We start from the raw sequence: 26,303 nt of genomic DNA, 5'->3' as shown, positions 1-26,303 counted from the left end.
GTGCTCAGTCGTCGGCCTCGGCCGCCTCCGCCCGCGGGACCGTAATCTCCGTCAGTTGCGCCTCGATTTCCTCGCGGCGCGCCTCGAACTCGCCGGGGAGGACGAGTCGCTCACCCAGTTCCTCGAGCGGTTCGTCGCTGTCGTAGCCGGGGTCGGTCGTGGCGAACTCGAACAGCACGTTGCCGAACTCGCGGACGTACACCGAGCGGAACCAGTGGCGGTTTATCTGCTGGGTCGGGCGCAGCCCCGCCGACTGGACCACCTCGCGCATCGCCCGCTGGTCCTCGTCGGTCGGCGTCTGGAAGGCGACGTGGTGGACGATGCCGTGGCCCTGGCGGCCGCCCACGATGGTGGGAAGCACGTCGACGTACTTGCCGACCGGGCCGCCCGCGGCGAAGCGGGTCCGCTCGTCGCCCGGCGTGTCGCCCTCGGCTTCCTCGGTGCCGACCTCTTCCAGTCCCATCTGCAACAGTAGCTCCTCGGTCCGCTGGGGGTCGGCAAGCCACAGCGTCACGGAGTGAAAGCCCCGAATCGCGTACGCTTCGGGAACGAACTCCGTCCACGGGACGGTCGGCTCGTCGTCGGGGAGGTCGACTTCGACCAGTTCCACCGGCAGCCCGTCGGGGTCCGAGAAGGGGAGGACGGTCTCGCCGAACCGCTCGACGCGCTCGTCGTAGTCGACGCCGTACTCGTCGAAGCGGTCCTCCCAGTAGTCCAGGCTGCCCTCGGGCACCCGGAAGGCGGTGCGGGCGACCTGCCCCGACCCGACCTTCCCCTGGCGCATGCTCTCCCACGGGAAGAAGGTCATGCTCGTCCCGGGGGTCCCCTCGGCGTCGGCGAAGAAGAAGTGGTAGGTCCCGGGGTCGTCCTGGTTGACCGACCGCTTCACGAGCCGCAGGCCAAGCGTCTCGACCCAGAAGTCGATGTTTCGCTGTGGGTCGCCCGCGATACAGGTCACGTGGTGGATGCCCGGCGTGGATACTGTCATGTCCCCCTGTACGCGCTCGTGGCACTTGAGTACGTGCTGACACCGATGTTACCAGCCTCCGGCGGTCGACGAGCGGTGGTCTCAGTCCGCGCCCTCCTGCAGTTGCTCGTACTTGTCGGTGAAGCGGGCCTCACAGGAGGGACAGCAGAACTGGTAGAGCGAGTCCTCGATGCGGGCCGCCGTCCCCTCGCTGTCGACGGTGTTGCCACACTGAGCACAGGAGAGCGCGAACTCCGTGCCGGCGAGGTCCGGCGACCACACCGCGTCCGCCAGCAACTCCACCTCGAAGTCGGCCACCGCGTCAGTATCCACCGTGTCGCCGAGCCACCCGGCGATGTCGTTGTCCGGGACGCGGGCAAACACCACGAGGTCGGCCTCGGCGGTCGTGAACACGTGTTCGACCGCGTCCGCTTCGAGCAGCGTCGACCGGACGGCGCCGGGCTCTCGCCCCGTCACTGCGATGGTGACCAGCACCGGAATCCCGGTCCGGAGCTGTGAGCGGTCGATGTCGACGGTGAAGCGGTTGATGACGCCGGCCTCCGCCAGGCGTGCCACCCGGTCGGAGACCGCCGGCGCCGACAGCCCGACCGTCTCCGCTATCTCGCTGTAGGGCCGTCTCGCGTTGGCCAGCAGCAACTGCAGAATCTCCATGTCGATGTCGTCGAGGTCACGCATACGCGACCCCACTCCCTCCAGCGGTAAAAGCGTCCGGACGAAAAAAGTTCGAATCCGAAAGCAGAGACTGGAGCTGGCTACGGAATCGAAGGGACAATCGGCTTAACGCCGGCGCCCCTGGTACTACCCGTATGTCGACGACACTCACCGTCGAAGGGATGAGCTGTGAACACTGCGAGCAGAGCGTCGCGGACGCGCTGACCGGCGTCGATGGCGTCACCGACGTACACGTCGACCGTGAGGCCGAGTCCGCGACGGTCGAGGGCGACGCCGACGCGGACGCGCTGGTGGCCGCCGTCGACGAGGCCGGCTACACGGCCGCCGTCTGAGCGCCGTCCGGGCGAGAACGCGGCTTCGCCGACAGTATAAAAATACCCTGCGGATACAGGGCGAGTACTCTGGCCCGCGCTGGGCGTACCTGGGGCCGCAATGCAAACACAGTCTCGGGGTTCGCCCCTCGGAAACCTCGCAATCGTCTCCACACTCGTCGACGCCGCGATGGCCGTGCGCCGCGGCGAGCACTGGGCGGCCGCCCTCCTGCTGGGCGCCGCCGCGCTCTCGACGCGAATCCCCGGCGCCGGCGTCGTCGCCTCGGCGCTGGTCCGACTCGTCCGGCGGCTCCGCTAGCGCTCCGAGGGCGTCCCGACGAGCAGCGTGTCCTCGACGAGTGACTCGGTACCGCGCCGAAGCCGCTCGGAGAGCGCCTGGTGGGATATCTCGAACTCGTCGGCCAGCTCTTCGAGGGTTCGTTTCTGCGGTACGTCGTAGTACCCCTTCTCGACCGCCGTGATGAGCGCCCGGTACTGGTCCTCGGTGAGTCCGAACCGCCCGGATGGCTGGCCGTCCATCTCCCGAATCGACTGGATGGTGAACTCCATCCCGTGACCCTTGCAGAACTCGTGGGTCTCGGAGAGGTGTGACCGGGAGGGGAACATCACCCGGAGCCGCCACCCGTCGGGCCGACCGTGAGCGTCCAGTATCGTCGCCTCGGAGTTTGTCAGCATGTGGAGAAGAAGCTGCACCTGGTCGACCCAGTCCATCCGGTAGAGGTGTTCGTCGCCGAAGTCGGCCAGCAGGGTGACATTTTTGACCGTCGAGTCCTCGTGGATGGCCGACTCCAGCGACTGGCGGTCCGCGTTTCGGGCCCACAGCAGCGGCATGACCGCGTCGTCGCCGCTCTCGATGATTCGCTCGCTCTCGAACGTGACCTCCGGCAACTCCTCGAAGGTGTGGGCCAGCGCGAGTTCCTCTGTCGGCACTGAGCCGATTACGATGGTAGCCATGTCGAGACACTCTTCTCAAACTAACAACAAGAACCTTCTCTCGTGGCGGTGACACTGGGAACTACTCCGTCCGATACCGGCACGGGGTCGGCCAGTAGAGACACAGCGGCCTCGGCGTGTATGTTGAGATACTGATGACTTCGACCTTCGACATGGAACCCCTGCCTGCGCTCGCGCGCGGGTCAGGGGCGGTGCCGGCCGCCGCGGCGGCCTGTCGCTCAGCCGGTTCCGCCAGCCGGCCCCTCGGTGAACTCGAACCTGGCGCCGCCGTCCCGGCTGTCGGTCACCGCCGTCTCCCAGCCGTGTGCCTCGGCGACCTGTGCGACGATAGCCAGCCCGAAGCCGGTGCTCTCGGCCGCCGTGGTAAAGCCGGAGTCGAACACCTCGTCGCGGATGCCCTCCGGGATGCCGACGCCGTCGTCGGCGACGTAGAACCCGTTCGTGGTGTCGCCGTCCGCACGGGTCGCGGTGTACAGCGGCTGAATCTCGCCGATTCGAATCGTCTCGGCGCCCTCGCCGTGTTCGACCGTGTTGGCGACGAGATTCTCGAGGAGCTGTCGCAGCCGCTCCCGGTCTGCCGCCAGTTCGACCTCCGAGTCGACCGACAGCGCGAGCCCGCCCGTCTCGACCGTCTCCCACGCCTCTCGGGCGACCGCGGCCAGCGGGACCGGCTCCGTCTCGTCGACGGTCCGGCCGTGGCGCGCGAGCGTGAGGATGTTCTCGACGATGGTCTCGATGCGGTTCAGCGCGTCCTCGGCCCCCGCGAACGCCGTCGGGTCGCCGGTCTGTCTGGCAAGCTCCAGTTGCCCGGACGCGACCTGCAGCGGGTTGCGGATGTCGTGGGAGACGACGTGTGCGAATTCCTCCAGCCGCGCGTTCTGGCGCTCTAGCTTCCTCTCGCGGCGCTTCTGGTCGGTGATGTCCTGAAGGATACCGCGCACTCGGACGATGTCACCGTCCTCGGACTGGGGCTCTCCCCGCGTCCGAATCCACCGCTGTCTGCCGTCGGCGTCTCGCATCCGAAGCTCCAGGTCGTAGGACCGCCCCGCGTCGATGGCGGCGCGGAAGGCCCCCCGGAGCTGCTCGCGGTCGTCGGGGTGGAAGTACTCTATGGTCTCCTCGGGCGTGAGGTGGGCGTCGGTGTCCAGCCCGTGGATACGCAACACCTCGTCGGAGACGTAGGACGTGTCCGAGACGATGTCGTACTCCCAGGCGCCGACGTTGCCGATGCTCTCGGCCTTCTCGAAGAGGTCGTTCTGGCGCTCCAGCTCGCGGGCGGTCCGGTACTGGTCGACCGCCGTCGCGATGCGGTTGGCGAGCAGTTCGTACTGCTCGGCGCCGATGGTCTTTTGCAGGTAGTCGGTGACACCGGCCGAGATGGCCTCGCTCGCCACCTCTTCGCTCCCCTTGCCGGTAAACAGGATGAAAGGGAGGTCCGGATAGTCGCCCCTGACCGTCTCCAGGAACGCGATGCCCGACTCGCCGGGCATGTCGAAGTCGGAGACGACACAGTCGAACTCCCCCGACTCCAACTGCGTTCGCCCCTCCGTGGGGCCCGCCGCGGTCCTCACGTCGAAGCGGTCGTTCTCCCGTTCGAGCAACTCCGCCGTCAGGTCCCTGAACTCCGGGTCGTCGTCCACGTGCAGGACCCGGATTCGACTATCCATGCGCCCTGATATACAGGCCCACAGTGATGAATATTAGGGTAGTCACAGCGTGAACAAACCGGTCGTCGGCGTTCGGTACGACTTCGGCCGACCTATCCGTTCACGCCTCCGGGAGCGGATTTTACGGCCCGTCGGGAAAACCGTCACAAAGCTCTTACACGTTCCGGGAGTGGTTCCGGACACCCACCGGAGCGTCTGCTCGTCGACGGGTGTCAGTACCACATGTTCCGAGAGCGCAACGCCACGGAGTCGAATCGACAGCGGGGAGTGTGCCGCCGGCAGCTACTGCGCGGGGCCGCGGTCGGGGCGCTCGCTACCGGCGTTCCCACGGCCGCCGGGGCGTCGGCCGGCGACACGACCGACGGGTTCCCGCCGGCGTGTCACACGGCGTACGGGGACACCGCCCGGCTCGGCGGCGGCGAGGTCCGCACGTTCACCGCGGAGACGGCCGAGGGTCGTCCCCGGTACCACGGCGTCGAGTTCGACCGCGAGGCGGTGACCGGCCCGCTGCCGAGCGCCGACGAACTGGCCGCCGACCGGACCGGCGAGTCACCGACCTACGACGACAAGTACTCGGCGACCGGCGAGGCGCGTAGCGTCCACCGGCGGGAGTCCCTGCAGTTTTTTATCCCGCTTCCCGGGGCCGACGGGACGCCGTTTACGTTTGTGGGCCTCAACTGGAACCCCGACGGACACCCCGGCGGCGGCGGGGCCTGGGCGAGACCGCATTTCGACGTCCACTTCCACATGCTGGGGACCGACACTATCGACGCCATTCGGGGCCCGGACCACGCGCCCTACGACGCCATTCAGCCCGAGCAGATTCCGTCGGGCTACCGCCGCTCGCCACCGAGCGCCGCGGCCGAACGCTACATCACCGACATGGGCGAGCACCTGGCGCCCGCCGACGCGCCGGAGCTCCCGGGCACCCCCGAGGCGTTCACCAACACGCTCGTCCAGGGCTTCGTCGGCGTCGACGGGGAGCCCGAGTTGGCGTTCGTCGAACCGATGCTCACCCGCGAGTTCCTCCGGGGGTTCGAGGGAACCGAGCGCTACGGGGTGCCACAGCCGGCTGTCTACCCCCACGACGGCCGCCACCCGACTGCCTACAGCGTCCGAGCCGACCCCGACGATGGGACGCTGACGGTCGCGCTCGAAGGGTTCGAGGCGGTCTGAGGACTTCGGTTTCGTCCGCCTGAACCGATACGCTCGCGGCCGACCTGCCTAATTATTAGTCCTCGAATATGTTTATCCGACTGAAGCGTCTACCGTCGCTCGCCCATGCAACCCAACGGGTACAGAGTCACGGAGGCGGTGCCCGGCTTCGCGGCCGGTGACGTCCTCAACGTGACCGAACGCTGCGGGCGCCACCACGACGACCGACTGGTGCTCGAACGCATCGGCGACACGCCGGGGACCGACACCGTCGTGGTCGTGGACGACCCCACCGGGTTCGGCGAACGCGACGTCCTCGACCCCACCGCGCGGTTCGGGGACTGGCACAGCTACAGTCGCACGTTCAACGCCGGGGGCCACATGCTCGGTCCCCGCGAGCGTGACAGTCCGCCCCGGCTCACCTTGGAGACCCTCTCGACCTTCGCCGACCCGATATCGGCGTAGTCGGGGGAGAGGCGTCCCGCTCGCGTCTCCTTTGCGGCGTGGACGTACCACTGTCGGCCTGACCGGCGCCGCTCCCGTCGCTGCTCGACCGGCCGAGTCTGCAGCCCCTCGCCGGCCCCGGACGCCACCGCGCCACACCTGCCCACGCTACAGGTCCGGCTTGAACGGGCGGACCAGCTAGGTAGCAGGTCGTACGGTGACCTGCTCTCCCGCTCGGTCTGTCACGGCGTCCGGGCGGATATGGCGGACGGCACCGCTCTTGCACTCCCGACGGGAGCAGTCGCCCCGGTCAGACTCTCCCGGCCGTGGCCCGGCGGCGAGGCCGCGGGCCATCGGCCGGCACGGCCGAGTCATTCGCTGACAGTATGCAAAACTTAACACCCTGAGGGTCACAACGAATGGCAATGGTGAGTACTTCAGATAATACTGTGCAGAATCGGCTCGTGTCTGTATGCGATAAACTGCAGATTCCGAACAACACGATGCAGATAACACTGGTCCGGCTAGACCAGCTCCGCAGCGAGCCGGACGTCAACGAGGACCACCTCGACACCACGGCCGCCGCGTCGCTGGCCCTCTCGGCCCGCGAGGACGGACTGCCGGTCCGCGACGAGGACATCGCCAGCGCCTGGTCCGACGCCATGGAGGCTGCCGACGCCGACATCAGTATCACCAGCCAGCAACTGGAGGCCGTCTCCGACTACTTCGATATCGCCGAGGTGCCGCCACACCCGAACTCGTTGGTCCAGCGGTTCGGCGAGGCCGTCGAGATGCCGGAGGAACTGGTCACGGTCGCTCACCGGCTCCTCCAGGACGCCTTCGCGCTGGACCCGACGGTCGTCTCCGGCGGCCCCTCACCGGCGGCGACGGCCGGCGGGGCGCTCTCGCTCGCCGCGCTCGTCAACGGCCTGGACGACACCTACGAACAGAGCACGCTCGGCAAGGTGTCGGGCACCAGCGAGGTGACCGTCCGGAACCGCTGTCGCGACCTCCAGGACCTGCTCGACGACCGGCTGGCCAACGACCGCTACCGGGTTGTCCCGGCCTCGCAGGCCCCGGACCGGCCCAGCGACGAGAGCCAGTCCGACGCAGGTGAGGGCAGTACCACGGGCGGCGAGGCGTCCGGCGAGTCCCGGTCGGGGACGGCAAGCGCCGGTGGGGCGTCGTCCGCCGACGAGGCGACCGCCGCCGACGGCGCCGGGAGCGCCGACGGGGCGTCCGCTTCGTCCGTGGAGACTGCCGACACCGACGCCGTGCTCGATACCGTCCAGTCCGTCTACCCCGACGAGCTCCCGACGACGGCCAACGTGGCCGAGACCCACGACACGAGCGAATCGGTCGCCGAGGACGCCCTGGAGTCGCTGGCCGACGACGGGGAGGTCGAGCGCAAGCGGGCCGGCTCCGTCGACGTCTGGATTCCGGCCGGCGGTGACGAGGTGGGGACCGCCCTGACCGTCGACGCAGTCGAGACCGAGATAGATTCTCTGGTCGAGGAGCTGGACATCGGCTCCTCGGCCCGGCTGCTCGCCCGCGGGATGGTCAGCGACGCCGTCGAGGACGCCGCCGTCGAGGACGCCGCCGAGCTGGCGGCCACGACGGTGGTCGCCGCCGCCCGGATGAGCGGCGGGGGCGTCGACATCGTCGAGGTGGCCGGTCGCCGGTCGTTCGAGCCCCGCGTCATCGCCCAGTGGCTCGACACCCTCGACGAGACCGTCGACGCGGACATCCCGCGACGTGACCCCGAGGACGTGGTGGAGGACGTGGCGGCGGAACTGGGGCTGTCCGAGTCCGTCCTCGCCGAGAGCCAGCGCTCGCTGGACCGGTTCGACGGCGACGCCGAGGCGTACACCGCCGCCGAACTGGCCGCCGGGGCCGTCCTTTTCGCCGCGACTATCGGCCAGACCCAGGTCGACGTCGACCGCCTGGCGGCCGTCGCCGGCGCGGAGACGAGCTACGTCACCTCCGCGATGCACGGCATCGTGGTCTCGCTGTGTCTGGCGCTGGTTCGGGGCGACATCGCGTACGAGGACTGCGACTGGACCACGGAACTGCTCCAGTCCGAGCTCTCGCCCACGCTCGGGGACTCGGAGACGGGCCGCGCTATCGCCATCGCCAAGGCCTACACCGCGGGCCGGGAGGGCCAGTACGTCGACGAGCAGACCATCGACGTGCTCAGCGAGTAATCAGAACAGGCTGTCGGTCGTCACCGCGCCGACCACGGAGAAGACGGCGGCCACGCTCAGCGCCCGGAAGGTGACTAGCATCGTCGTCTCGGGGTCCAGGTCGCTCAGGAACAGGTCCGGCGCGGTGATGGCGTACGCCAGCGTCCCCACCGAGCCAAAGGCGACGAACATCACCGAGATGAACCGGACCGGGACGCCGGCGACGGCGGCTTCCGTCCGCGGGTCGCGGTCGTTGTCCGCACCGTAGAGGCCCCCGTAGCCGATGGCCATGATGGCGACGACGAGAAAGAGGCTGTGGAACATGGTCATGTTCCGCGCGAGCATCCACACTTCCTCCGTGACGACGAAGGGGCCGGCAAGCAGAAACCCGCCCACTATCTGCTGGGCGGTGTCCGCGAGTTTGTGTTTCTGGCGTTGCTTCATACGTCCGTACTGACGGCTCTACCCCATACCAGTTGGGGCGGAGGTCTCGCGGCCGCCTGGACCGGATGTCAGGTTCACTCCCTTTTTACGTCTCAGTTGCCAATTCCTGACCACATGAAACACGTCGGTCTGAAGCTGCGTATGGCGGTCGTGGCTGCCATCCTCGCGGCCTTCTACCTCGTGGTGGTCGCGGTCGCAGTGGCCGCCTTCGGTCCGGGCATCTGGCCGGTCGCCGTCGCGGGCACCGTCCTGCTCGTCGGCGTGCAGTACAAGATAGGCAAGTGGGCGGCGCTGCGAAGCGTCGGCGCGGAGGACCTCCCCGAGGAGCAGTATCCCCGCGTCCACCAGCAGGTGCGCCGGCTCTCGCGGGACATGGGCATCGAGGAGCCGCGGCTGATGGGCGCCCGGATGGGCGTCCCGAACGCCTTCGCCGTCGGCCGGAAGGGCGCCGGCGTCGTCGTCGTCTCGACGGAACTCATGCAGCTACTGGACGACGACGAACTCGAAGGGGTGCTGGCCCACGAACTGGCCCACATCGCCAACCGCGACGTGGTGACGATGGTCGTCGGCCAGGGCATCGCCTCCATCGTCGGCATCGCGGCCCAGTTCGCCGTCCTCGCGACGGGGGACAACGACCTCGCGGACTTCTTCCTGGCCGTCGTCGTCGGGAACGTCGTCCAGTTCGTCGTGATGCTGTTCGTGCTCGCCATCTCCCGGTACCGAGAGTACGTCGCCGACGCCGACGCCAGGGAGGCCATCGGCAGCGGCGAGCCACTCGCGCGCGCCCTGGAGAAGATATCGGGCGGCCACGAGCGGGCCCGCGAGTCGGCTGTCGACGACCAGGTGAGCGCGCTCTGTATCTTCGGGGACGCCGACAGCGTCCTCACCAGACTCGTCTCGACACACCCGCCGACCGAGGAACGCATCGAGCGGCTCCGCGCGTAGATGGTCGACGTTCGCCAGTGGCTCGCGGTCGGCCTGGGCGTACTGTTGGGGGCCTTTCTGGTCGTCGCGCCGCGGGCGGCGCTCAAACTGTCGGTGGTCGGTCGGCCCGGACAGCGCCGTCGCCGCGGGGAGTACGGGAGCGACGGCGCCCTCCCCGGCCGATGGCTGTGGGCGACGCGGGGAGTGGGCGTCGCCTGTCTCGCCGTGGCCGTGGCTATCGCGCTCTGAGGGCGGCGACGACAGGTGCCCGCTCAGACAGAGCGGAAGGCGTCGAGATCGTCGGTCAACCGCTGGCGCGTCCGCTGGCCGGTCTGGTAGCGGCTGGCGATGGTCGACTCGTGGTCCGGGCAGCCAAGCAGCACCGCGGCGCCGCCGTCTATCGGAATCATCGCGTGTCCGGTGGCGTGTGACGCCCGGCGACAGCCGGGACAGGTGATGCCGCCGGCCGGCTGGTGGGAGAGCAGTTCCGCCCGCCCGTCGGTCGTGAGCCCACAGACGGCCCGGAACCGTTCGAGGTGGTCCGCACAGCCGACGACCGGCAGCGTGAACTGGTCCAACAGGAGAAAGGAGACACTGTCGCGTGACACCGTATCGAGCGCGTCCCGACAGTCGTCACAGGGGAGTGGCGGCTGGTCGCCCTCGTCCGGGGCCGCCGCCGGGGGCGGTGTGGGGTCCATCTGTTCTCGTCTAGCTCGGGGGCCAGGACGGGTAAAGGGTATGGGCCGCGTTACGGCGAGACGACCTTCGCCCCCTGTCGGCTACGAGCGGCCAGGGGTCACTTCCGGTACCAGATGTCGACGTGACGGTCGGGCCCGTACGACTTCCCGACGATGTCGAGGTCCCCGCTTCCCGTCATGTCGGCCAGCTTTCCCTCGTGTATCGGGACGCCACGCTCGACGACGTGCTCGGTGAACTGCCCGTCGCCGTGGTTCTCGAAGAGCAGCTGTTCGGGGGTCTCGGTCTTGCCGAGGCTCATCTCGCCGACGTAGATGTCCGCGAGCCCGTTGCCGGTCAGGTCCGCGGTCTGGAGGCTGTGTGGATTGAACAGGTCGTCGCGGATAATCCGCGGCATTCCGTCGGGGTAGTCGACCCAGGCCAGCCGTCCGGGGTGGGTCCCGAAGGTCGGCGAGTCTCCCTCCGAGAGCACGATTTCGGGGTCGCCGTCCCCGTCGACGTCGGTGACGGCGACGCGGGTGTCGTCCCAGCCGGTACAGACGTCGTCGTGTCTCCACCCGTCCTCGGTCCGATGGTAGACGTTCGTCCCGGCGACGATTTCGGTGCGACCGTCGCCGTCGATGTCGACGACTGCGACCCCCTCACAGCGCCGGTCGTCGTCGACGACTGTGCAGTTCGACGCCGGCCACGGCTCCTGGAACGGGTCGGCCGGGATGTCGTAGTAGAAAATCGACTCGGCGTCCTGGGAGAGCCCGACGAGTTCCTCCTCGCCGTCGTCGTCAACGTCGGCGACGAGCAGGTCGTGGTACTTCTCGAACCGGTCGGTGATGTGGTGTTGTATCCAGGGGTCTCTCGGGTCCTCCGGCTGTTCGTACCAGTAGAGGTTCGGCCTCCCGAACCCCTGCCCGACGACGAAATCGAGCGTCCCCGACCCGCTGATGTCCGCCAGGTCGCTGCCGACCCCCGGATGCAGATAGCTCTCCGGGGCCAGTGTGTGGCGTTCCCAGCCGGGGTTCTCGTACCAGAACACGTTGGTCTCAAAGCGCAGCGACAGCCGACTCGCGGGGCCCGCCATCGGCAACTGGAACTCCCGTCCGCCCACGGTGACGCTCGGGTTCCCGCCCATCCCGACGACGATGATGTCCGGGTGGCCGTTGCCCGTCAGGTCCGTCGTCTGCAGGCTGTTGAGCTTGCTACAGGGCGGGTGGTCGTCGATGCGCTCGTGGGCGAACTCGACGTCCGTCGCCTGTCGCTCGACTCGGTTTTGCATACCCTCGCTCGGGACTGTGTCTTTCTTGTTATTGCACTCCTAATCGAATTATACGCCGGCCGACTCGAAAACCTCGCGACCGTTCGCAATCGGGCCCAGCGGGGTCGCCGGGTCGTCGTTCTCCATGACGACCCAGGTGGCACCGGCCGCGTCCGCCGCCGCGACCGCTCCCTCGACGTCGACGTCGCCCGACCCGAGCGGGGCGGGCCGCTCCTCGGGGTACGGTCCCGCGGACGACACGAACTCGTCTTTGACGTGGACGAGTCGCGTCCGGTCTGTCGCCCTCGCGAGGACGCGTTCGGGGTCGAACCCGGCCGCCCGGACGTTTCCGAGGTCGGGTTCGACCGCCAGGGCGTCGTCCGTCTCAGCGAGCAGCGTCGCCAGCCCCGTCTCCTCGAACGAGTCGGCCGGCGGCGGCCCTCCGAGCGCGTCGAGTATCCGCTCGCCCGCCGTTCCGGCCATCCGCCGGTACCGCCGCAACGTCTCGGCGTCACCGGCGCCGGACAGCCTCGGGCGTGGGGACGGGTTACACACGGCCGAGGCGGCGTCGACGAGCGGGCCGACGTCGACGGACTGAAACTCGAAGCACTGGTTGTGGTAGTGCAGCGAGACGCCCGCCTCGGCGAGCGCGGCCGCCTGCGCGTCTAACTCCTGTGCCAGGGCGTGCACTCTGCTCCGCGTCCGGAAGTGCGAGGGGGAGACGTGGGCGACGATTACGTCAGCACAGCCGAGCGCGCGACACGATTCGAGTATCTCCGCTCGCCCGTCCCGTAGCTCCTGTAATCGGACGTGCATCCCGACCACTTCGAGTCCGGCGTCCGACAGCGCAGACGAGAGTCGCTCACAGTCACGCTCGGGCGGGCTCGCGAACTCGACCCCCTCGTACCCGGCCTCGCGTATCCTGGGCAACAACTCCACGAGGGGCTGGTGGGCGTCTCTGACCGAGTACAACTGGAGTGCCGGTCTGACCATCGTTGGTCGGTCCGACGGGCCGATAATTGAAAGGTAACGACACGTTGAAATTTGCAGGCACCGCCTAATTCCTGGCATCTCGGGCCCGGTAGCCAGCCATCCATCGCGCTGTCTCGCCCGGCGGTGGGCCCGTCCGGTCCGCCTCCAGATACGACGCTGACACGTCTCTGGGATATGACTATATGCGTTCCATCTGATTGTCAACACGCATGTCAGACGAGACACTCCACGAGTCAGCGGAGCGACGAAGCCGCCGTGGCCTCGCCACGTACTTCCGTCGACTGGCCGACCGACTCAGCCGCGGCGAGCCCGTTCCGGCGGACGAGGAACAGACCGTGACCGTCGAGCTGCCCGCCGACCCCGACTTCGAAGTCGAGGTCGAACAGGACGGCGAGACGGTCAGTCTGGACATCGAGGTGGAGTGGCCGGCGGCCGAAGGCACAGTCGACACGGACGCCGACGCCAGCAAGGCGACGTTCGACCTGTACGAGGACAACGCCGGGAAGTGGCGCTGGCGGCTCGTCCACGACAACGGCAACATCATCGCCGACAGCAGCCAGGGGTACGCCTCCAAACAGAAGGCCGAGCAGGGCCTCGAGAGCGTCAGGAAGAACGCGCCGGGCGCCCACGTCGTCGACACGTCGAGAGCGGGCGAGCCCGACGAGGACGAGGGCGCCAGCAAGGCGACGTTCGAACTGTTCGTCGACCGGGCTGGGAAGTGGCGCTGGCGGCTCCGACACGACAACGGCGAGATAATCGCCGACGGCGGCCAGGGGTACGCCTCGAAGCAGAAGGCGAAACAGGGCCTCCGGAGCGTGAAGACGAACGTCCGGGGCGCCTCGGTCAGGTAGGCGTCGGGCGGGGCGGCGAGTGCACCCAGGCTGTGTACGCTCCGTGGCTGCCGCTCGGTCACCGTCCGATACACCGCTGCCCGCTATATCGAGTCGTGGTCCGCGTCTCGTCGCGAAGATACTTCTCGCTGGAAGCCCGAGTGACGGTAGGTTTCACGGGGACCCTCCACCGTCATGATGCCCTGGACACACGCCATCGTCGCCTACATAGCGTACTCGGTATCCTCGCACGCGCTCGCGCGGGCCGCGCCCACGACTCGGGAGACGGCACTGGTGGCGTTCGGCGCGCTGCTTCCGGACCTCGTCGACAAGCCCCTGGCCTGGCAGTTCGGCCTGCTCCAGGGCGGGCGAACGCTGGCGCACTCGATTTTCGTCGCCGTCCCCGTCTCGGTCGCCGTCGTCGCCGTCAGCGCCAGGCGCGGTCGGCCGCGACTCGGCCTGGCCTTTGCCGCCGGCTACCTGCTCCACCTGCCGGGCGACATTCTCCCGGCGTTCCTCGCGAGCGGCGAACTCGCCGTCGGGACCCTCCTCTGGCCGGTCACGGACGGCGGTGGAAGTCAGGGAGAGAGTTTCCTCGGGGAGTTTATGACCAACTTCGTGCCCTACGTCAGGGGTATCGCTCGGGCGGTGCTCTCGGGCGACCTGTCGGCACCACTGCTCGCGTTCTTTGCGTTCTGGGTCCTCGCGGTCGCGCTGTGGGTCTACGACGGGATGCCGGTCGTGCGCGACGGCTATCGCTGGGTCCGCCGGACCGTCGCCCGGAGGAACTGACCTCACTCCACGCCGGGCGCCCGCTCGTCGGTGCGGCCGGGGAGTTCGACCTCCAGTTCCAGGGTCGGGTCGCCCGTCCCCTCGAACTCTATCTCCAGTTCCACCGGCTCGCCGAACGCGAAGGGCAGTTCCCACTCCTCCTCGACGATGGTGAGTTCGTCCCCGTCGCGTAGCTGTTCGCCGATGGCCACGAGGAACTCGCCGGCCTCGCTCGCGTCGAGGCGGTACGCCTGTTCGAAATCGCGGCCCGCTCGGATGACCGACCGCTCGCTGTCACTGTCTACCATCACCCCGCTATACGTGTCGACGGATACATCCGTTTCGCTGCTGCCGAGACGTCCGGGCCCCTGTGCTTATGTAAGCTCATGTCAACGTATTAATCATGTCCGAGACCAGCGTCGAGATGACGGACGAACAACGAGACGAGTTCCTGGGGCGGGGTGGCACCGGCGTGCTCTCGCTGTCGACCGACGAGGGGGCGCCCCACACCGTCCCCGTCTCCTACGGCTACGACCGGGCGGAGACGACCTTCTACTTCCGGCTGGCGGTGGGCGCGAGCCACGCCAAGGGGTCGCTCCCCGACCGCCCCGTCTCCTTTGTCACGTACGACCGGGAGGACGACGACTGGCACAGCGTGGTCGCCGAGGGGGGCCTCGAAGACGTAGAGCGGGCGGGCATCGAGACGGAGACGCTCGAAGGGTTACACCGGGTGGACATCCCGCTGGTCGGGATTTTCGACCACCCGACCCGGGAGGTGGACTTCGAGTTCTACCGGCTGGTGCCGGACGAACTGGTCGGGCGCGTCCAGTCCTGAGCGTGGTCCGCACTAGCCAGGGAGGAAGACGTTGATGACGGCGACGACCAGGCCGGCAAGCGCCATGCGGGCCGCGGCGACGTACCACCGCTGTCCGGATATCGACCCCATGTACGCCCCGAACACGCCGAGGATACCGATACCGAGCGCGACCGCCACGAGGGCCGCCTCGACCATCGAGAAGACGGTCCCTTCCAGGACGAACGGCGCGAGCGGGACGAGGATGCCGATGAGCGGTCCGAGTCCGCTCATCGTCGCGTGGACGAGCCGGGCGCCCTGTCGGTCCCGCTGGATGCGCGTGTCGTCCAGGTCGACGAGCATCGCCCGCTCGATGCGGAGAATCTCGGCTCTCGTCTCGGCGCGCTCTATCTCCCAGACGCTCCAGACGGCGGAGGTGCCGAGCCCGACCGCCGCGCCCAGCCCGATTTTGACGACCGTCAGCCCGTCGGGTACGCCCGAGAGGACGGCCCCGACGACGACCCCGATGCAAGTCAGCGTGCCGTCGAACCCGTTCGAGACGAAGTACCGACGCGATATCGAGCGGACGTCCTCGTCGCCCAGCAGCCGCCCGAGGAGGTGTCGAAGGGAGGGCACTGGCACTCAGCGGTCCTGGGGAATCGGCCGGTCCTCGACTACCCGTTCCCCGCAGGACACCTGGTCGACGGAGTGGACGGTGCCGCCGAGGGCCTCTATCTCGGCTTCCACCTCGTCGACGTCGACGTCGTCGCCGCCGGCGGTGAGTTTCACGTTCTGGACCTCCTTGTCGAGTTCGATGAGCGACGCGGTCGCACCGTCGACGCTGCCGACGTCCGCGACGTGGCCGGTGAACTCGGCCAGCGGCGGGTCGTGTGGCTTCAGGATGTCGACGACGAGTCGCTTTACGGGTGCCATACCGGACCGTGGTAGCCGCGGGACACAAAACCGTCGCCCGCGGGGCGACGACAGCAGACGATGACCGACCGGCCGGCGGCCGCCGCGGCCGAGGCGCCCCACAGCGGCGACGACCGGACGGTCCTCGACGCGTACGACACCGACCGCGACGGACTCACCGAGGCCGAGGCGGCGACGCGACTCGAGGCCCACGGCCCCAACGAGGTCGAACGGGGCGGCGGTCGGAGCGCGGCCGACATCTTCGTGGCGCAGTTCGACAGCGTCCTCATCTGGGTGCTCGTGGCCGCGGCCCTCCTCTCGGTGTGGGCCGGCCACGCGGTCGACGCTGTCCTCATCGCGGTCATCGTCGTCGCCAACGGCGTCTTCGGCTTCGTCCAGGACTACCGGGCCGAGGAGAGTCTGGCCGCGCTCCGGGAACTGGCGGCGCCGACGGCGACGGTACGTCGGGACGGGACGGCCACCGACGTGGCGGCCACGGACCTCGTCCCCGGGGATATCGTCGAACTCGGCGGCGGCGACGTGGTCCCGGCGGACGCTCGGCTCGTCGTATCGCGCTCGCTGGAGGTCGACGAGTCGGCGCTCACCGGCGAGAGCGTCCCCGTCTCGAAGGCGGTGGCGCCGGTCCCGGCCGACGCCCCCCTTGCCGAACGGACCTCGATGGTGTACCGGGGGACGAACGTCACCCGCGGCTCCGGCGTCGCCGTCGTCACCGCCACCGGCATGGAGACGCAGGTCGGCGCCATCGCGGGGCAACTCGCCGGGACGGCCGAGACCGAAACCCCGTTACAGCGGGAACTGGACCGGCTGGGCCGCCTCCTCGGGCTTGGGGTCGTCGTCCTCGCGGCGCTCGTCGTCCCGCTTCTCCTCGCCCGCGGGACCGAGCCGGTCCAGTCGGCGCTGACGGCCATATCGCTCGCGGTCGCGGCCGTCCCCGAGGGGTTGCCCGCGGTGGTCACGCTGACGCTGGCGCTCGGGGTCAGGCGGATGGCCGAGGAAGACGCGCTCGTGCGCCGTCTCCCGGCCGTCGAAGCCCTCGGCGCTGTCGACACCATCTGTACGGACAAGACTGGGACGCTGACGGAGGGCCGGATGTCGGTGACCCGCATCTGGGTCAACGACAGCGTCACCGCGCCGGGCGAGTCGGTCGACGTCGCCGACGCCGAGCGCGTCGACCGCCTGCTCCGAGCCGGCACCCTCTGTAACGACGCCACCGCCGACGACGGCGACCCGACCGAGCAAGCCATCGTCGCGGCGGCGCGCCAGCGCGGCATCGACGTGCAGGCACTCCGCGAGGACCGGCCGCGGACGGGCGAGATTCCGTTCTCCTCTGAGCGAAAGTGGATGGGAACGGTCCACGGCGACGACGTCTTCGTCAAGGGCGCGCCGGCCGTCGTCGTCGAGAAGTCCTCGCAGGTCCTCACCGCCGACGGTCCCACGCCCCTGTCCGGGGCGGCGGCCGAGCGAATCCACGAGCGCGTCGACGCCTTCGCCGACGACGCGTTGCGGGTGCTCGCGGTGGCCGTCGGCGACAGCGCCGCCGTCGAGCGCGACGACGCCGGGGACCCCGTCGATATCAGCGACGGGCTGACCGTCGTCGGGCTCGTCGGGATGCTCGACCCGCCACGCGAGGAGGTGGCCGCGGCCATCGCGGCGACCCAGCGCGCCGGTATCGACGTGAAGATGGTGACGGGAGACAACGCCCGCACCGCGGCCGCTATCGGCGCCTCGCTGGGGCTGGGCGACGCGGTCACGACCGGGCGCGACATCGAGGCGCTCACCGACGAGCAACTCTGCGAGCGCGTCGCGTCGGTCGACGTCTTCGCGCGGACCTCTCCCGCCCAGAAGGTCCGCATCCTGCGGGCGCTCCAGGCCGGCGACCACATCGTCGCGATGACGGGCGACGGGGTCAACGACGCCCCCGCGCTGAAACACGCCGACATCGGCGTCGCGATGGGGGTTCGGGGCACCGACGTGGCCAAGCAGGCCAGCGACATCGTCTTGCTCGACGACAACTACGCGACCATCGAGCGGGCCGTCGAGCGCGGTCGAGCCATCTTCGACAACGTCTGGAAGTTCGTCGGGTACCTCCTGAGCGCGAACGTCGCCGAGGTGGCCATCGTCTTTATCGCCTCCTTGCTTGGCTATCTCGTTCTCCCCGCGGTCCAGTTGCTGTGGATAAACCTGCTGACCGACGGCCTCCCGGCGCTGGCGCTGGGGGCCGACCCACAGAGCGGCGACGTGATGGAACGGGCTCCCCGCGACCCGGACCGGGGAATCGTCGACCCGGGGATGCTCGGGCTCATCGGCGGCGCCGGAACCGTCTCCACGGCCGGCATCCTCGGCCTGCTGTTCGTCACGCTCGACGGCGCTCCGTCGGTGACCCCGTACGTGATGACGATGGTGTTTACCGCCTTCGTCGTCCTGGAGTTCGAGAAGCTCTACGTCATCCGGTGGCTCCGCGAGACGCCGACCGCCTCGAACCGGTGGCTCGCCGCCGCCGTCGGCGGCTCGCTCGCCCTGCAACTCGCCGTCCTGTACACCCCCCTCAGCGACTACTTCGGGACGGTGGCGCTCGGCCTCCTCGACTGGGGGTACATCGCGGTCCTCTCGCTCGGCGTCTTGCCCCTCTATCTCGCCGTCGCAGCGGCCGCCCGACGAATCGGCCGGGGGACGGACGCCCGGACCGACTCCGGAACGCGCGGCCCGTCCTGACCGCGTCAGCGCTGCTCCGTCGGCGCGTCCACCGGCGAGACGTCGAACCGCTTCAGGAACTGGCGGACCGCCTCGTCGGGGCCCGCGAGCGTGAGCCGCTCGTCGCCGGTCAGCGTCCGCTGGGGGTCGATGGTGCTCTCCAGTCCGTCGTCGTCCTCCAGGGCGATGATACGACACCCCGACTGCTCGAAGATGCCCGAAGCCGCGATGGTCGACCCGGCGAAGGGGGCCGCTGGCACCCGGATGAGCCGTATCTGGTTCGCCGCCGCGAGCACGTCCTCCCCGCGCAGTTCCTTCGCCAGCATCCGTGCGCTGACCCGCGGGACCGAGAGGACGTAGTCGGCCCCGGCCGAGAGCGCCTTCCGCGTCGCGTCGGTGTCGTTGACGCGTATCAGCACCTCGATGTCCGGGTTCAGCGACCGCGCCACGACCGCCGTCAGCAGCGACTGCGAGTCGTCCGCGAGCCCGATGAGTATCGCACCGGCGTCGTCGATACCGGCCTCGCGGAGGAGCTCCTTCGAGCCGACGTCGCCGACGATGTCGACCCTCTCGCGGTCCTCGGTATCGACCGTCACGAGGTCGATGCCCGCCTCGGCGACCACCTCGGCCGCGGCCTGCCCGACCTCGCCCTGACCGACGACGATGATTCGGTCGTGCATCCCGAGTCCGCGCGTCTGTCGCGTCACGTCGCTGAACCGTTCCAGCGCCTCGTGTCCCCCGGAGACCAGCAGGACGGTGTTGTCGCGGATGACAGCGTCAGGGTCCGGCGGGAGCTGTAACTCGCCGTCTATCCAGGCGCCGACGATGTTCGCCCCGGTCGCCTCCCGGATGCGCGAGTCCCTGATGCGGGTGCCGATGAGCGGGCTCCCGTGGAGCACCGGCAGCTCCGCCACCTCGAGGTCGCCGCCGAGTTCGACGGTGTCCAGTTCGGCTCCGAACGACGACACCGCCTTCTCGGCCAGTCGGCGTCCGAGTAGACCGTGTGGCGAGAGCACGCTGTCGGCCCCGGCGTCACCCAGTACGTCTCGCATGTCGCTGTCGTCCGAGAGGGCGATAATCTCCACGTCGTCGTTGACCGATCTGACCGTCAGAATCGTGTTGACGTTCGCGCTCCCCGCGTCGGTGACGACGGCGCGTGCCGTCCCGATGCTCGCCCGCTCGAACGCCGACGCGTCCTGTGGCGAGCCGTGGATGACGGCGTAGCCCGCGTCGGAGAGCGATTTCGCCTCGTCCCTGTCGGAGGAAATCAGCACGTATTCGATGTCCAGCTCCCGGAGCTCGTCGAGCAGGACCGCCGAGTCGCGACGGTACTCACAGATGACCACGTGGTCGCGTTTTCGCGTCAACCGGTCGTCGAGGTTCACCTCTGCGACGGTGAACAGCGGGATGATGATGAGCCGCAGCGTGAAGAATCCGAGTGCGATGCCCGAAATCTGTGTCGCGGCCACGAACAGGAACATCAGCGGATGGCTCCAGTACCCAGCGTCCTGGCCGTAGCCGGTCGTCGTCATCGTCTGGACGACGAACTCGAAGGAGGCGAAGAACGACTGCTCGACCCCCTCCAGACGCGCCAGGAGGGCGTTGTACGTCGCCGTGTAACACAGGACGAGGACCACCAGCCCAGCGAGGTAGTAGATGATGAGCCGGTTTCGCCGCGAGTATTCGACCTCCGGAAGCGACCACGACGACGGAATCATGCGCAACGGTTCCGTCCTTCACGGAACTCGGTGAAATAGGTTGGCACTCGCGGAGCGGGTATCCGCCGGTGTTCGGCGCTCGGGACGACCCGGCGGGCCACCCATCTGCCATCGCTATCTGTACCGACTGTCTGTAACACCTGTCTGTATCGTCTGTCGGAGCCGCCGACCGGACACTGTCCCACGGGCGGCCGGGACGGGGGGCTCACGCGGCTATCCAGCATCCTGGGCTGTCATTACCGCTCGATACAGATGTCTGTTACAGATAACTGTCACAGCAGCGGGCCCGAATTCGGGGCTCTCTTCCGGAAACGACGACACGGCGACCGGTCCCAATTTCCGTTACAGACATCTGTTACAGACAGAAATTACAGATAACTGGCCCGGATGTCTGACACAGATTTATGAGACGGGCACGCAACAGACCGCTATATGATAACGGCCGTCGTGTACTCGGAGTCCGGTGGGACGTACAAGACGACGATGACAGCCAACCTCGCCGTGGCGCTGCGGCGGATGGGGCTGCGGACGCTCGTGCTGGACCTGGACCCACAGGAGGGGAACCTGACCAGCCTCTTCGACGCCGGGGCCAGTCGGAGCGACCCGGACGCGGACAACCTGGTCAAACACGTCCTCGACATGCCCGACGGCCCCTTCGAGGAGCTCGTCGAGACGACGGCCGAGGGCGTCGACATCGTCCCGAGCCACGACATGCTCGGCGATTTCACCTCGAACTTAGAGCAGAAGATATCCTACGAGACGGGGATGCAGAACATGAGCCGGGAGGAGTACCCGCGGTTCGAACTCCTCTATGACCTGCTGTGGGAGCGCGAGCGAGTCCAGGAGACGTACGACGTGGTGCTCATCGACCCGAACGCCCGCGCGGAGGACCTGCTGTACAACGCTATCTTCGCGCTCCGGACGCTCGTCGCGCCGGTCAAACCCGCGGGGAAGGGCAATCTGAGCCTCGACGGGCTGGGCGAACTGGTCGGCAACATGGAGGCCCAGCTGGACATCGAGGTCGGACTCGCCTGCGTGGTCCCGTCGGGCGTGGGCCAGACGAACGCCCACCAGCAGTACCGCGCACAGTTCGAGCAGACGCCCGAGTTCGCGACGCCGGTCAGCATCGGCGACCGCGAGAGCCTGATGGACGCGATGTGGGAGGCCCGCGGGTCGGCGTTCAAGGTGGTCGAGGAGCGCTGGAAGACGTTCGAACGCGACGGCGAGATGGTGAGCGAACCGGGGCAGCGCCGCGTGCGCGACCGCGAAATCGAGACGCTGTGCAAGCTCGCCGAACTGGCGTACTTCCTCGCTACGGAGACGTTCGACGCCGAGGTCGACCCGGTGCTCGACATCGACGTGTCCGACGACGAGACGAGACAGATCGACCTGCGCGAGCGAGGGGAGGTGACCACGGCGTGACGAACTTCAAGTCCGGCTCCGGGAACCTCGACTTCGACGCCGAGGACGCGTCCGAGGCGGAGTCGACGGGCGATACGTCGACAGCGGGGGCGACCGAAAGCGGGGACGGCGCGTCGGAACAGGACGCCACCGGCCCCGCCGCCGACCGCTCGCCCGCAGCGACCGACGACCCGCCGGCGTCGACGGGCGCCGGCGACGGGGAGACCTATCCGTACTTCGTCCGGCGGAACAACGTCGGCGACGAGCGAGACACCCGGCTGGAGATTCACGTCCGCGATAAGGTCGCCGAGGGCGAGGCGCAGTTCCGCCACGCGCTGGCCGCCGAACTGGGCGCGAGTGACGTCTCGAAGACCGACGCCCGTGAGTTCGCGCTACTGGCGGCGTTTCGCTACCCCGAGCGGGTCGCCGAACTGATGCGGGAGGAAGGGTTCGACTCGCTGGGCTAGCCACTTGCGTCCCACTCCACTCACTTTTAGTTCCCCGACACAGAGGAGTGGGTATGGTAGCGACTGGGGACAGCGACCGGACATCGACGGCCGACCTCGTGGCAGTGGTCCTCGCTGTCGCCCTCGCGGCGGCGGTCGTCTTCTCGCCGCTGGGCTCGGTGCGGCCGGTTGCACTCGTCGTCGGCCTCCCGTTCGTGTTGCTCGTTCCCGGCTACGCGCTCGTCTCGGCGGTGTTTCCCGCCGCCGGGGAGACCGGGCCGACGCCGGCGCGGACCACGTCCTGGCTCGGCCGACTCGGACTGAGCGTCGGCGGTAGCGTCGTGGCTGTCGCGGCGGTCGGCGGCGTGCTGGATTTCACCGTCTGGGGGTTCCAGCGCGAGGCAGTCGCGGTCGGACTCGGGCTGTTCACACTGGCCGCGACGGCGGTCGCGTGGTATCGCCGGCTTCGACTCCCCGTCGACCGGCGGGCCGGGACCGACGCCGCCACACTGGCCGCCCGAACGCGGTCGGTCGTCGTCGGCGAGGGGCCCGCAGGTTTGCTGTTGACGCTCGTCGTCCTCCTGTCGGCCGCGGGCGCGGTGGGCGTCGTCGCCCACGAGTCGACCGAGCAGGGCGTCGTCACGGAGTTCTACGTCCTCGGACAGGACGAGTCGGGCGACCTGGTCGCGGAGAACTACCCCACGAACGTGACCGTCGGTGAACCCACCACCGTCGGTGTCGGCCTCGGAGCGGCCGGTTCGGGGCCGTTCGAGGGGACGGTCGTCGCCAGCCTCGAACGGGTCACCAGGGAAAACGACACCGTTCGGATACGCGAGTCGCGCCGCCTCGACACGTTCGAGATGCGGGTTCAGCCCGGCGAGACGACCGTCCGGCGCCACACCGTCCAGTTGCCCCTCGCGGGTGAGCGACTCCGGCTCACCTACCGGCTGTACCGGCGGGGCAGCGACCGGCCGCTCCGGCAGGTCCACGTCTGGCTGACCGTCACCCCGCAGCCCTCGTAACAGAGCGTTGCCGGTTGTTGCACGAGACGATATCTATATTTGAATCCTCGACCAACAACTGGTACGTAACTTGGCTGGACGTGAAGGTAATGGAGGAGCAATCAACTGCCAACGTTGGCCAAACCGTCACCGACGGCGTGACGACAGCGGGGGACGTCGCCGTCGTCCGCTCGCTGGTCGCGACCGGCGAGGACCGGCAACTCGCCGTGGTGACCGTCACGACGACCGGCACGGAGCCGACCGGCGTCCGTCTCACGGAGACCGTACCGGAGACACACGGCGTCGCCGTTTCGAGTGGCGACCGGGGGCGCGGGGCCGGCGGTGTCATCAGCGTCGAGGGGACCGTTCGGCCGGAGTCGGCGCTGCGGTTCGGCTACGTTCTCACCGGTCCCGTGGCCGCGGACCTCCCCGAGCCACGCGTCGAACTCCCCGCCGACTGGGTGCCAGAGGAGGGGGTGTCAGCCGCGCTGGTCGCCGCGGACGGCGACCGGACCCGGCTGGACGTTCGGACCGAGACGCTGCTCGGGCAGGCCCAGCTTCGGCTCCCGCTGTTGACGCTGGGCGGGCCGACTGCGACGGACGAGGCGCTGTTGAACGGGGAGGCGGCGCCCCGGTCGATGGCCGGCGCCGCCGTCGGTGTGGTCCTGACACCCCGGAACGAGGACGCCGCGCTGCGGACGGTGGTCCGGGCCAGTCAGCGGGGTCACAGCGTGCTGGTGACCTACGCCGACGGGGGCGATGGCTCCGAGATACTGTCGAAGCTGTCGTCGCTGGGCGCGGTGGTGCTCGACCCGCCCGCTGCGGGGGCGACACAGAGCCAGCTCCACCGCCACCTCTCGGCGGCAGCCAGGGGCCGAGGCCTGCCCGGTATCGTCCTCCAGACGCGCGACTGCCCGCGCATCGACTACGACCGGACGGCCGACGCCTACGACAGCGCCGACTACGAGGTCGTTGCGATTCCGGAGTCCTGGTCGACGCCGTCGGAGGGGCCGCGGGTCGTGGTCGGCATCCCGGCGTACAACGCCGCCTCGAGCATCGCCTCGGTGGTCGAACAGGCGACGGCCTTCGCCGACGACGTGGTGGTCGTCGACGACGGGAGCGCCGACGAGACGGCCGTCCGGGCCCGCGAGGCGGGCGCGTCGGTGGTCGTTCACGAGCTAAACCGCGGCTACGGCGGGGCGCTGAAGACGCTCTTTCGGACGGCCGACGACCGCGGCGCCGAACACCTCGTCGTCATCGACGCCGACGGCCAGCACGACCCCGCCGACATCCCGATGCTGGTCGAGAGCCAGGAGCGCGACGGGACGGACATCGTCATCGGCAGCCGCTACGTCGGCGAGCGCGACACCAAGATACCCTTCGTCCGCTCGGTCGGGCTCGCGGTCATCAACGGCCTGACGAACGTGAGCATGGGGAAGCTCCGCCCGAGCGGCTTCGTCCACGACACACAGAGTGGCTACCGGGCCTACAGCCGGCGGGCCGTCCGCTCGCTCGCGGCCGACCCGATGATAGGCAACAACATGGGCGCCAGCACGGACATCCTCTATCACGCCCACCGGGCCCGCCTCTCCGTGGGGGAGATTCCGACGACCATCTACTACGACGTGGAGAACTCCAGTTCCCAGGGCTCGCTCTCCCACGGCGTCGACCTGCTGCGAAACATCGCCTGGACCGTCGAGTACGGCCGCCCGCTGCTGGTTGTCGGGGCACCCGGCGTCGTCTCAACGGTGATGGGCATCGCCGTCACGGTGCTGTTGCTCACGTCGTATCTCGACACCGGCGCCCTCGCCGCCCACGAGATACTCGTCTCGATTCTGTTCGCCGTCGGCGGGATGTTGCTCTGTATCGCCGCGATACTGATGCACGTGCTGAACGTCCACCCGACGATGAAGCGGCTCACGACCGGCGGGAACGACTAGCCGTCGGACGCGGCTCCCGCGGGGGCGTGGTCGCCGTCCCGGGCTCAGTACAGCCCGGCGAACTTCTCAAGCGTCCGCAGTCCGACGACGACGAGGAAGACCAGCGTCCCGACGAGGAGCGGCCAGCGAAGCCACGAGCGCCAGGCCGGTCGGTCGTGGAGGGGCGCCGTCAGCGCCGTTACCAGCGCGAACCCGAGAAATGAGGCGACGAAGACGAGTTCCGCCGTGAGCGAGCCCACGACCCAGAGCAAGGCGCTAGCCGCCGCTGTCCAGCCCGCCTGTGCGAGGAGGAACTGTCGCTGACTCGCTGTGACCATCCTGCCGGCGCTACGGCGGCGTCGACCATAGTTACGGTGGGTTGCCGACTGGTCACACGCAGCCGCCGAGTTCAAGCCAGTTGGGTCCGTTCGATGGACAGAGATGTTTCCGTGGACCCACGCCGCGTTCGGCTACGCCGTCTTCCTGGTCGTGGCCGGCGCGCTCGTCGCGCTCGACCTGCGGGGGCGATTGTCCCGGGCGGAACTCCTGGCCGTGGTGGCCGGGACACAGCTCCCCGACCTCGTCGACAAACCCCTCGCCTGGCAGTTCGCCGTGCTGCCGTCCGGCCGCTCGCTCGCCCACTCGCTCCTCGTCGCCGTCCCGCTGTGTCTCGCCGTGCTGGCCGTCGTCTGGTATCGCGGCCACGCCGAGGTGGGCCTCGCGTTCGCGCTTGGCTACGCGACCCACCTCTTTGGCGACGTCTACGTCGCCCTCTACTACTGGCGCGTCGAGGAGTTCACGTTCCTGCTGTGGCCGCTCCTGCCGCCGTACCCGTACGACGACTTCACCAGCTTCGGGGAGTTCGCCGCCGGCGTCGAGGTGACGACGCCGCTGCTGGCCGCCTTCGGCGTCGCTGCCCTCGGCGGCCTCGTCTTTCTCGTCCACTTCCTCCGGGCGCCCTGGTGGTCGTCCCCGCGTGCGAACTGACTGCTTGCAGTATCTGTCCCATCTTTGTCCCACTCGACCTCGGCTACGATTCAATTCACTTCAATCGACGTTCGACTGCAACACTTTTGCTGACGCCCACAGAAGGAGGACG

General features: G+C 68.7%; 29 protein-coding genes. 16 read left to right on the top strand and 13 right to left on the bottom strand.

All coding sequences use genetic code 11. The features are described from left to right. Positions 1 to 4: 4 nt before the first annotated feature. Both NDI86_RS21070 and NDI86_RS21065 read right to left on the bottom strand, forming a co-directional pair. A complete protein-coding gene (locus NDI86_RS21070) occupies positions 5 to 988 on the bottom strand; it encodes a ring-cleaving dioxygenase (RefSeq protein WP_310902243.1) in 984 nt (327 codons plus the stop codon). 81 nt (positions 989 to 1,069) lie between these two features. Continuing rightward, complete coding sequence (locus NDI86_RS21065) at positions 1,070 to 1,663, bottom strand: AsnC family transcriptional regulator (RefSeq protein WP_310902242.1); 594 nt, start codon at positions 1,661 to 1,663, stop codon at positions 1,070 to 1,072. A 131-nt stretch (positions 1,664 to 1,794) separates the two neighbouring features. Between NDI86_RS21065 and NDI86_RS21060 the strand changes: the two genes are divergently transcribed. Next, entirely contained in the window at positions 1,795 to 1,992 is a 198-nt protein-coding gene (locus NDI86_RS21060) for a CopZ family metallochaperone (RefSeq protein WP_310902241.1), read from the top strand. A 100-nt stretch (positions 1,993 to 2,092) separates the two neighbouring features. After that, positions 2,093 to 2,290: a hypothetical protein gene (locus NDI86_RS21055; protein WP_310902240.1), complete on the top strand. Its 198-nt coding sequence runs from the start codon at positions 2,093 to 2,095 to the stop codon at positions 2,288 to 2,290. Here NDI86_RS21055 and NDI86_RS21050 read toward each other — a convergent pair. Together NDI86_RS21050 and NDI86_RS21045 are read right to left on the bottom strand one after the other, a co-directional pair. Next, positions 2,287 to 2,946: a helix-turn-helix domain-containing protein gene (locus tag NDI86_RS21050; RefSeq protein WP_310902239.1), complete on the bottom strand. Its 660-nt coding sequence runs from the start codon at positions 2,944 to 2,946 to the stop codon at positions 2,287 to 2,289. The two genes, NDI86_RS21055 and NDI86_RS21050, sit on opposite strands and share 4 nt — an antisense overlap. A 218-nt stretch (positions 2,947 to 3,164) precedes the next feature. Continuing rightward, positions 3,165 to 4,613 carry an ATP-binding response regulator gene (locus tag NDI86_RS21045; RefSeq protein WP_310902238.1) on the bottom strand — a complete coding sequence of 483 codons (1,449 nt, stop codon included), beginning with the start codon at positions 4,611 to 4,613 and terminating at the stop codon, positions 3,165 to 3,167. 222 nt (positions 4,614 to 4,835) lie between these two features. Between NDI86_RS21045 and NDI86_RS21040 the strand changes: the two genes are divergently transcribed. From NDI86_RS21040 to NDI86_RS21030, 3 genes are all read left to right on the top strand, one after another. Continuing rightward, a complete protein-coding gene (locus tag NDI86_RS21040) occupies positions 4,836 to 5,789 on the top strand; it encodes a hypothetical protein (RefSeq protein WP_310902237.1) in 954 nt (317 codons plus the stop codon). Between the two features lie 105 nt (positions 5,790 to 5,894). Beyond that, positions 5,895 to 6,233, top strand: a complete 339-nt coding sequence (locus NDI86_RS21035; RefSeq protein WP_310902236.1) for a hypothetical protein — start codon at positions 5,895 to 5,897, stop codon at positions 6,231 to 6,233. Between the two features lie 443 nt (positions 6,234 to 6,676). Continuing rightward, the gene (locus tag NDI86_RS21030) at positions 6,677 to 8,416 is read left to right on the top strand and encodes a hypothetical protein (protein ID WP_310902235.1); all 1,740 of its coding nucleotides are present in this window, start codon (positions 6,677 to 6,679) and stop codon (positions 8,414 to 8,416) included. Here NDI86_RS21030 and NDI86_RS21025 read toward each other — a convergent pair whose 3' ends face one another. Further along, complete coding sequence (locus NDI86_RS21025) at positions 8,417 to 8,839, bottom strand: DUF2391 family protein (protein WP_310902234.1); 423 nt, start codon at positions 8,837 to 8,839, stop codon at positions 8,417 to 8,419. A 141-nt stretch (positions 8,840 to 8,980) separates the two neighbouring features. On the opposite strand from NDI86_RS21025, the gene NDI86_RS21020 reads away from it, so the two are divergent. Together NDI86_RS21020 and NDI86_RS21015 are read left to right on the top strand one after the other, a co-directional pair. Further along, entirely contained in the window at positions 8,981 to 9,784 is an 804-nt protein-coding gene (locus tag NDI86_RS21020) for a M48 family metallopeptidase (protein ID WP_417936303.1), read from the top strand. Continuing rightward, positions 9,785 to 10,012 (top strand): hypothetical protein, encoded by a 228-nt coding sequence (locus NDI86_RS21015; RefSeq protein WP_310902232.1) that lies wholly within the window; start codon positions 9,785 to 9,787, stop codon positions 10,010 to 10,012. A gap of 23 nt (positions 10,013 to 10,035) precedes the next feature. Here the strand turns inward: NDI86_RS21015 and NDI86_RS21010 are convergent, their stop codons facing one another. The 3 genes from NDI86_RS21010 to NDI86_RS21000 form a co-directional block, all read right to left on the bottom strand. After that, a complete protein-coding gene (locus NDI86_RS21010) occupies positions 10,036 to 10,461 on the bottom strand; it encodes a hypothetical protein (protein WP_310902231.1) in 426 nt (141 codons plus the stop codon). A 98-nt stretch (positions 10,462 to 10,559) separates the two neighbouring features. After that, positions 10,560 to 11,729, bottom strand: coding sequence for an FG-GAP repeat domain-containing protein (locus tag NDI86_RS21005; protein ID WP_310902230.1), 1,170 nt, complete (start codon positions 11,727 to 11,729; stop codon positions 10,560 to 10,562). Positions 11,730 to 11,777: 48 nt separating this feature from the next. Beyond that, entirely contained in the window at positions 11,778 to 12,701 is a 924-nt protein-coding gene (locus tag NDI86_RS21000; RefSeq protein WP_310902229.1) for a sugar phosphate isomerase/epimerase family protein, read from the bottom strand. 209 nt (positions 12,702 to 12,910) lie between these two features. Between NDI86_RS21000 and NDI86_RS20995 the strand changes: the two genes are divergently transcribed. Next, on the top strand, positions 12,911 to 13,552 hold the full coding sequence (locus tag NDI86_RS20995; RefSeq protein WP_310902228.1) for an HVO_2922 family protein: 642 nt from the start codon (positions 12,911 to 12,913) through the stop codon (positions 13,550 to 13,552). Between the two features lie 174 nt (positions 13,553 to 13,726). Further along, positions 13,727 to 14,323 carry a metal-dependent hydrolase gene (locus NDI86_RS20990; RefSeq protein ID WP_310902227.1) on the top strand — a complete coding sequence of 199 codons (597 nt, stop codon included), beginning with the start codon at positions 13,727 to 13,729 and terminating at the stop codon, positions 14,321 to 14,323. 2 nt (positions 14,324 to 14,325) lie between these two features. On the opposite strand, the gene NDI86_RS20985 is transcribed toward NDI86_RS20990, so the two are convergent. Next, positions 14,326 to 14,610, bottom strand: a complete 285-nt coding sequence (locus NDI86_RS20985) for an amphi-Trp domain-containing protein (protein WP_310902226.1) — start codon at positions 14,608 to 14,610, stop codon at positions 14,326 to 14,328. Positions 14,611 to 14,705: 95 nt separating this feature from the next. Between NDI86_RS20985 and NDI86_RS20980 the strand changes: the two genes are divergently transcribed. After that, entirely contained in the window at positions 14,706 to 15,137 is a 432-nt protein-coding gene (locus NDI86_RS20980) for a pyridoxamine 5'-phosphate oxidase family protein (RefSeq protein ID WP_310902225.1), read from the top strand. 12 nt (positions 15,138 to 15,149) lie between these two features. Here the strand turns inward: NDI86_RS20980 and NDI86_RS20975 are convergent, their stop codons facing one another. Continuing rightward, positions 15,150 to 15,731, bottom strand: a complete 582-nt coding sequence (locus NDI86_RS20975; protein WP_310902224.1) for a VIT1/CCC1 transporter family protein — start codon at positions 15,729 to 15,731, stop codon at positions 15,150 to 15,152. Between the two features lie 6 nt (positions 15,732 to 15,737). Further along, positions 15,738 to 16,028, bottom strand: coding sequence for a DUF211 domain-containing protein (locus tag NDI86_RS20970; RefSeq protein WP_310902223.1), 291 nt, complete (start codon positions 16,026 to 16,028; stop codon positions 15,738 to 15,740). Between the two features lie 60 nt (positions 16,029 to 16,088). Here NDI86_RS20970 and NDI86_RS20965 point away from each other — a divergent pair, with 60 nt between their 5' ends. Further along, positions 16,089 to 18,740 (top strand): cation-translocating P-type ATPase, encoded by a 2,652-nt coding sequence (locus NDI86_RS20965; protein ID WP_310902222.1) that lies wholly within the window; start codon positions 16,089 to 16,091, stop codon positions 18,738 to 18,740. Positions 18,741 to 18,745: 5 nt separating this feature from the next. Here the strand turns inward: NDI86_RS20965 and NDI86_RS20960 are convergent, their stop codons facing one another. Then, entirely contained in the window at positions 18,746 to 20,437 is a 1,692-nt protein-coding gene (locus NDI86_RS20960; RefSeq protein ID WP_310902221.1) for a potassium channel family protein, read from the bottom strand. A gap of 432 nt (positions 20,438 to 20,869) precedes the next feature. Between NDI86_RS20960 and NDI86_RS20955 the strand changes: the two genes are divergently transcribed. From NDI86_RS20955 to NDI86_RS20940, 4 genes are all read left to right on the top strand, one after another. After that, positions 20,870 to 21,859 carry a ParA family protein gene (locus NDI86_RS20955; protein WP_310902220.1) on the top strand — a complete coding sequence of 330 codons (990 nt, stop codon included), beginning with the start codon at positions 20,870 to 20,872 and terminating at the stop codon, positions 21,857 to 21,859. Beyond that, complete coding sequence (locus NDI86_RS20950) at positions 21,856 to 22,305, top strand: DUF7970 domain-containing protein (RefSeq protein ID WP_310902219.1); 450 nt, start codon at positions 21,856 to 21,858, stop codon at positions 22,303 to 22,305. The genes NDI86_RS20955 and NDI86_RS20950 overlap by 4 nt, the downstream gene beginning before the upstream one ends. A gap of 53 nt (positions 22,306 to 22,358) precedes the next feature. Continuing rightward, positions 22,359 to 23,306, top strand: a complete 948-nt coding sequence (locus NDI86_RS20945; protein WP_310902218.1) for a DUF1616 domain-containing protein — start codon at positions 22,359 to 22,361, stop codon at positions 23,304 to 23,306. A gap of 89 nt (positions 23,307 to 23,395) precedes the next feature. Beyond that, on the top strand, positions 23,396 to 25,225 hold the full coding sequence (locus tag NDI86_RS20940; protein WP_310902217.1) for a glycosyltransferase family 2 protein: 1,830 nt from the start codon (positions 23,396 to 23,398) through the stop codon (positions 25,223 to 25,225). A 44-nt stretch (positions 25,226 to 25,269) separates the two neighbouring features. Here NDI86_RS20940 and NDI86_RS20935 read toward each other — a convergent pair whose 3' ends face one another. Beyond that, positions 25,270 to 25,542, bottom strand: a complete 273-nt coding sequence (locus tag NDI86_RS20935) for a DUF8044 family membrane protein (RefSeq protein WP_310902216.1) — start codon at positions 25,540 to 25,542, stop codon at positions 25,270 to 25,272. A gap of 103 nt (positions 25,543 to 25,645) precedes the next feature. On the opposite strand from NDI86_RS20935, the gene NDI86_RS20930 reads away from it, so the two are divergent. Then, entirely contained in the window at positions 25,646 to 26,191 is a 546-nt protein-coding gene (locus NDI86_RS20930) for a metal-dependent hydrolase (protein WP_310902215.1), read from the top strand. Positions 26,192 to 26,303 lie beyond the last annotated feature (112 nt).

It is taken from the genome of Haloarcula onubensis, from assembly GCF_031624605.1.
Classification (GTDB): Archaea; Halobacteriota; Halobacteria; order Halobacteriales; family Haloarculaceae; genus Haloarcula; species Haloarcula onubensis.
This window is presented reverse-complemented; position numbering and strand designations above follow the sequence as displayed.

Bases quoted from the DNA above. Each gene is read 5' to 3' on its own strand.
- NDI86_RS21070 (WP_310902243.1), bottom strand. From the start codon at position 988: ATGACAGTATCCACGCCGGGCATCCACCACGTGACCTGTATCGCGGGC.
- NDI86_RS21065 (WP_310902242.1), bottom strand. From the start codon at position 1,663: ATGCGTGACCTCGACGACATCGACATGGAGATTCTGCAGTTGCTGCTG.
- NDI86_RS21060 (WP_310902241.1), top strand. From the start codon at position 1,795: ATGTCGACGACACTCACCGTCGAAGGGATGAGCTGTGAACACTGCGAG.
- NDI86_RS21055 (WP_310902240.1), top strand. From the start codon at position 2,093: ATGCAAACACAGTCTCGGGGTTCGCCCCTCGGAAACCTCGCAATCGTC.
- NDI86_RS21050 (WP_310902239.1), bottom strand. From the start codon at position 2,946: ATGGCTACCATCGTAATCGGCTCAGTGCCGACAGAGGAACTCGCGCTG.
- NDI86_RS21045 (WP_310902238.1), bottom strand. From the start codon at position 4,613: ATGGATAGTCGAATCCGGGTCCTGCACGTGGACGACGACCCGGAGTTC.
- NDI86_RS21040 (WP_310902237.1), top strand. From the start codon at position 4,836: ATGTTCCGAGAGCGCAACGCCACGGAGTCGAATCGACAGCGGGGAGTG.
- NDI86_RS21035 (WP_310902236.1), top strand. From the start codon at position 5,895: ATGCAACCCAACGGGTACAGAGTCACGGAGGCGGTGCCCGGCTTCGCG.
- NDI86_RS21025 (WP_310902234.1), bottom strand. From the start codon at position 8,839: ATGAAGCAACGCCAGAAACACAAACTCGCGGACACCGCCCAGCAGATA.
- NDI86_RS21020 (WP_417936303.1), top strand. From the start codon at position 8,981: ATGGCGGTCGTGGCTGCCATCCTCGCGGCCTTCTACCTCGTGGTGGTC.
- NDI86_RS21015 (WP_310902232.1), top strand. From the start codon at position 9,785: ATGGTCGACGTTCGCCAGTGGCTCGCGGTCGGCCTGGGCGTACTGTTG.
- NDI86_RS21010 (WP_310902231.1), bottom strand. From the start codon at position 10,461: ATGGACCCCACACCGCCCCCGGCGGCGGCCCCGGACGAGGGCGACCAG.
- NDI86_RS21005 (WP_310902230.1), bottom strand. From the start codon at position 11,729: ATGCAAAACCGAGTCGAGCGACAGGCGACGGACGTCGAGTTCGCCCAC.
- NDI86_RS21000 (WP_310902229.1), bottom strand. From the start codon at position 12,701: ATGGTCAGACCGGCACTCCAGTTGTACTCGGTCAGAGACGCCCACCAG.
- NDI86_RS20995 (WP_310902228.1), top strand. From the start codon at position 12,911: ATGTCAGACGAGACACTCCACGAGTCAGCGGAGCGACGAAGCCGCCGT.
- NDI86_RS20990 (WP_310902227.1), top strand. From the start codon at position 13,727: ATGATGCCCTGGACACACGCCATCGTCGCCTACATAGCGTACTCGGTA.
- NDI86_RS20985 (WP_310902226.1), bottom strand. From the start codon at position 14,610: ATGGTAGACAGTGACAGCGAGCGGTCGGTCATCCGAGCGGGCCGCGAT.
- NDI86_RS20980 (WP_310902225.1), top strand. From the start codon at position 14,706: ATGTCCGAGACCAGCGTCGAGATGACGGACGAACAACGAGACGAGTTC.
- NDI86_RS20970 (WP_310902223.1), bottom strand. From the start codon at position 16,028: ATGGCACCCGTAAAGCGACTCGTCGTCGACATCCTGAAGCCACACGAC.
- NDI86_RS20965 (WP_310902222.1), top strand. From the start codon at position 16,089: ATGACCGACCGGCCGGCGGCCGCCGCGGCCGAGGCGCCCCACAGCGGC.
- NDI86_RS20960 (WP_310902221.1), bottom strand. From the start codon at position 20,437: ATGATTCCGTCGTCGTGGTCGCTTCCGGAGGTCGAATACTCGCGGCGA.
- NDI86_RS20955 (WP_310902220.1), top strand. From the start codon at position 20,870: ATGATAACGGCCGTCGTGTACTCGGAGTCCGGTGGGACGTACAAGACG.
- NDI86_RS20945 (WP_310902218.1), top strand. From the start codon at position 22,359: ATGGTAGCGACTGGGGACAGCGACCGGACATCGACGGCCGACCTCGTG.
- NDI86_RS20940 (WP_310902217.1), top strand. From the start codon at position 23,396: ATGGAGGAGCAATCAACTGCCAACGTTGGCCAAACCGTCACCGACGGC.
- NDI86_RS20935 (WP_310902216.1), bottom strand. From the start codon at position 25,542: ATGGTCACAGCGAGTCAGCGACAGTTCCTCCTCGCACAGGCGGGCTGG.
- NDI86_RS20930 (WP_310902215.1), top strand. From the start codon at position 25,646: ATGTTTCCGTGGACCCACGCCGCGTTCGGCTACGCCGTCTTCCTGGTC.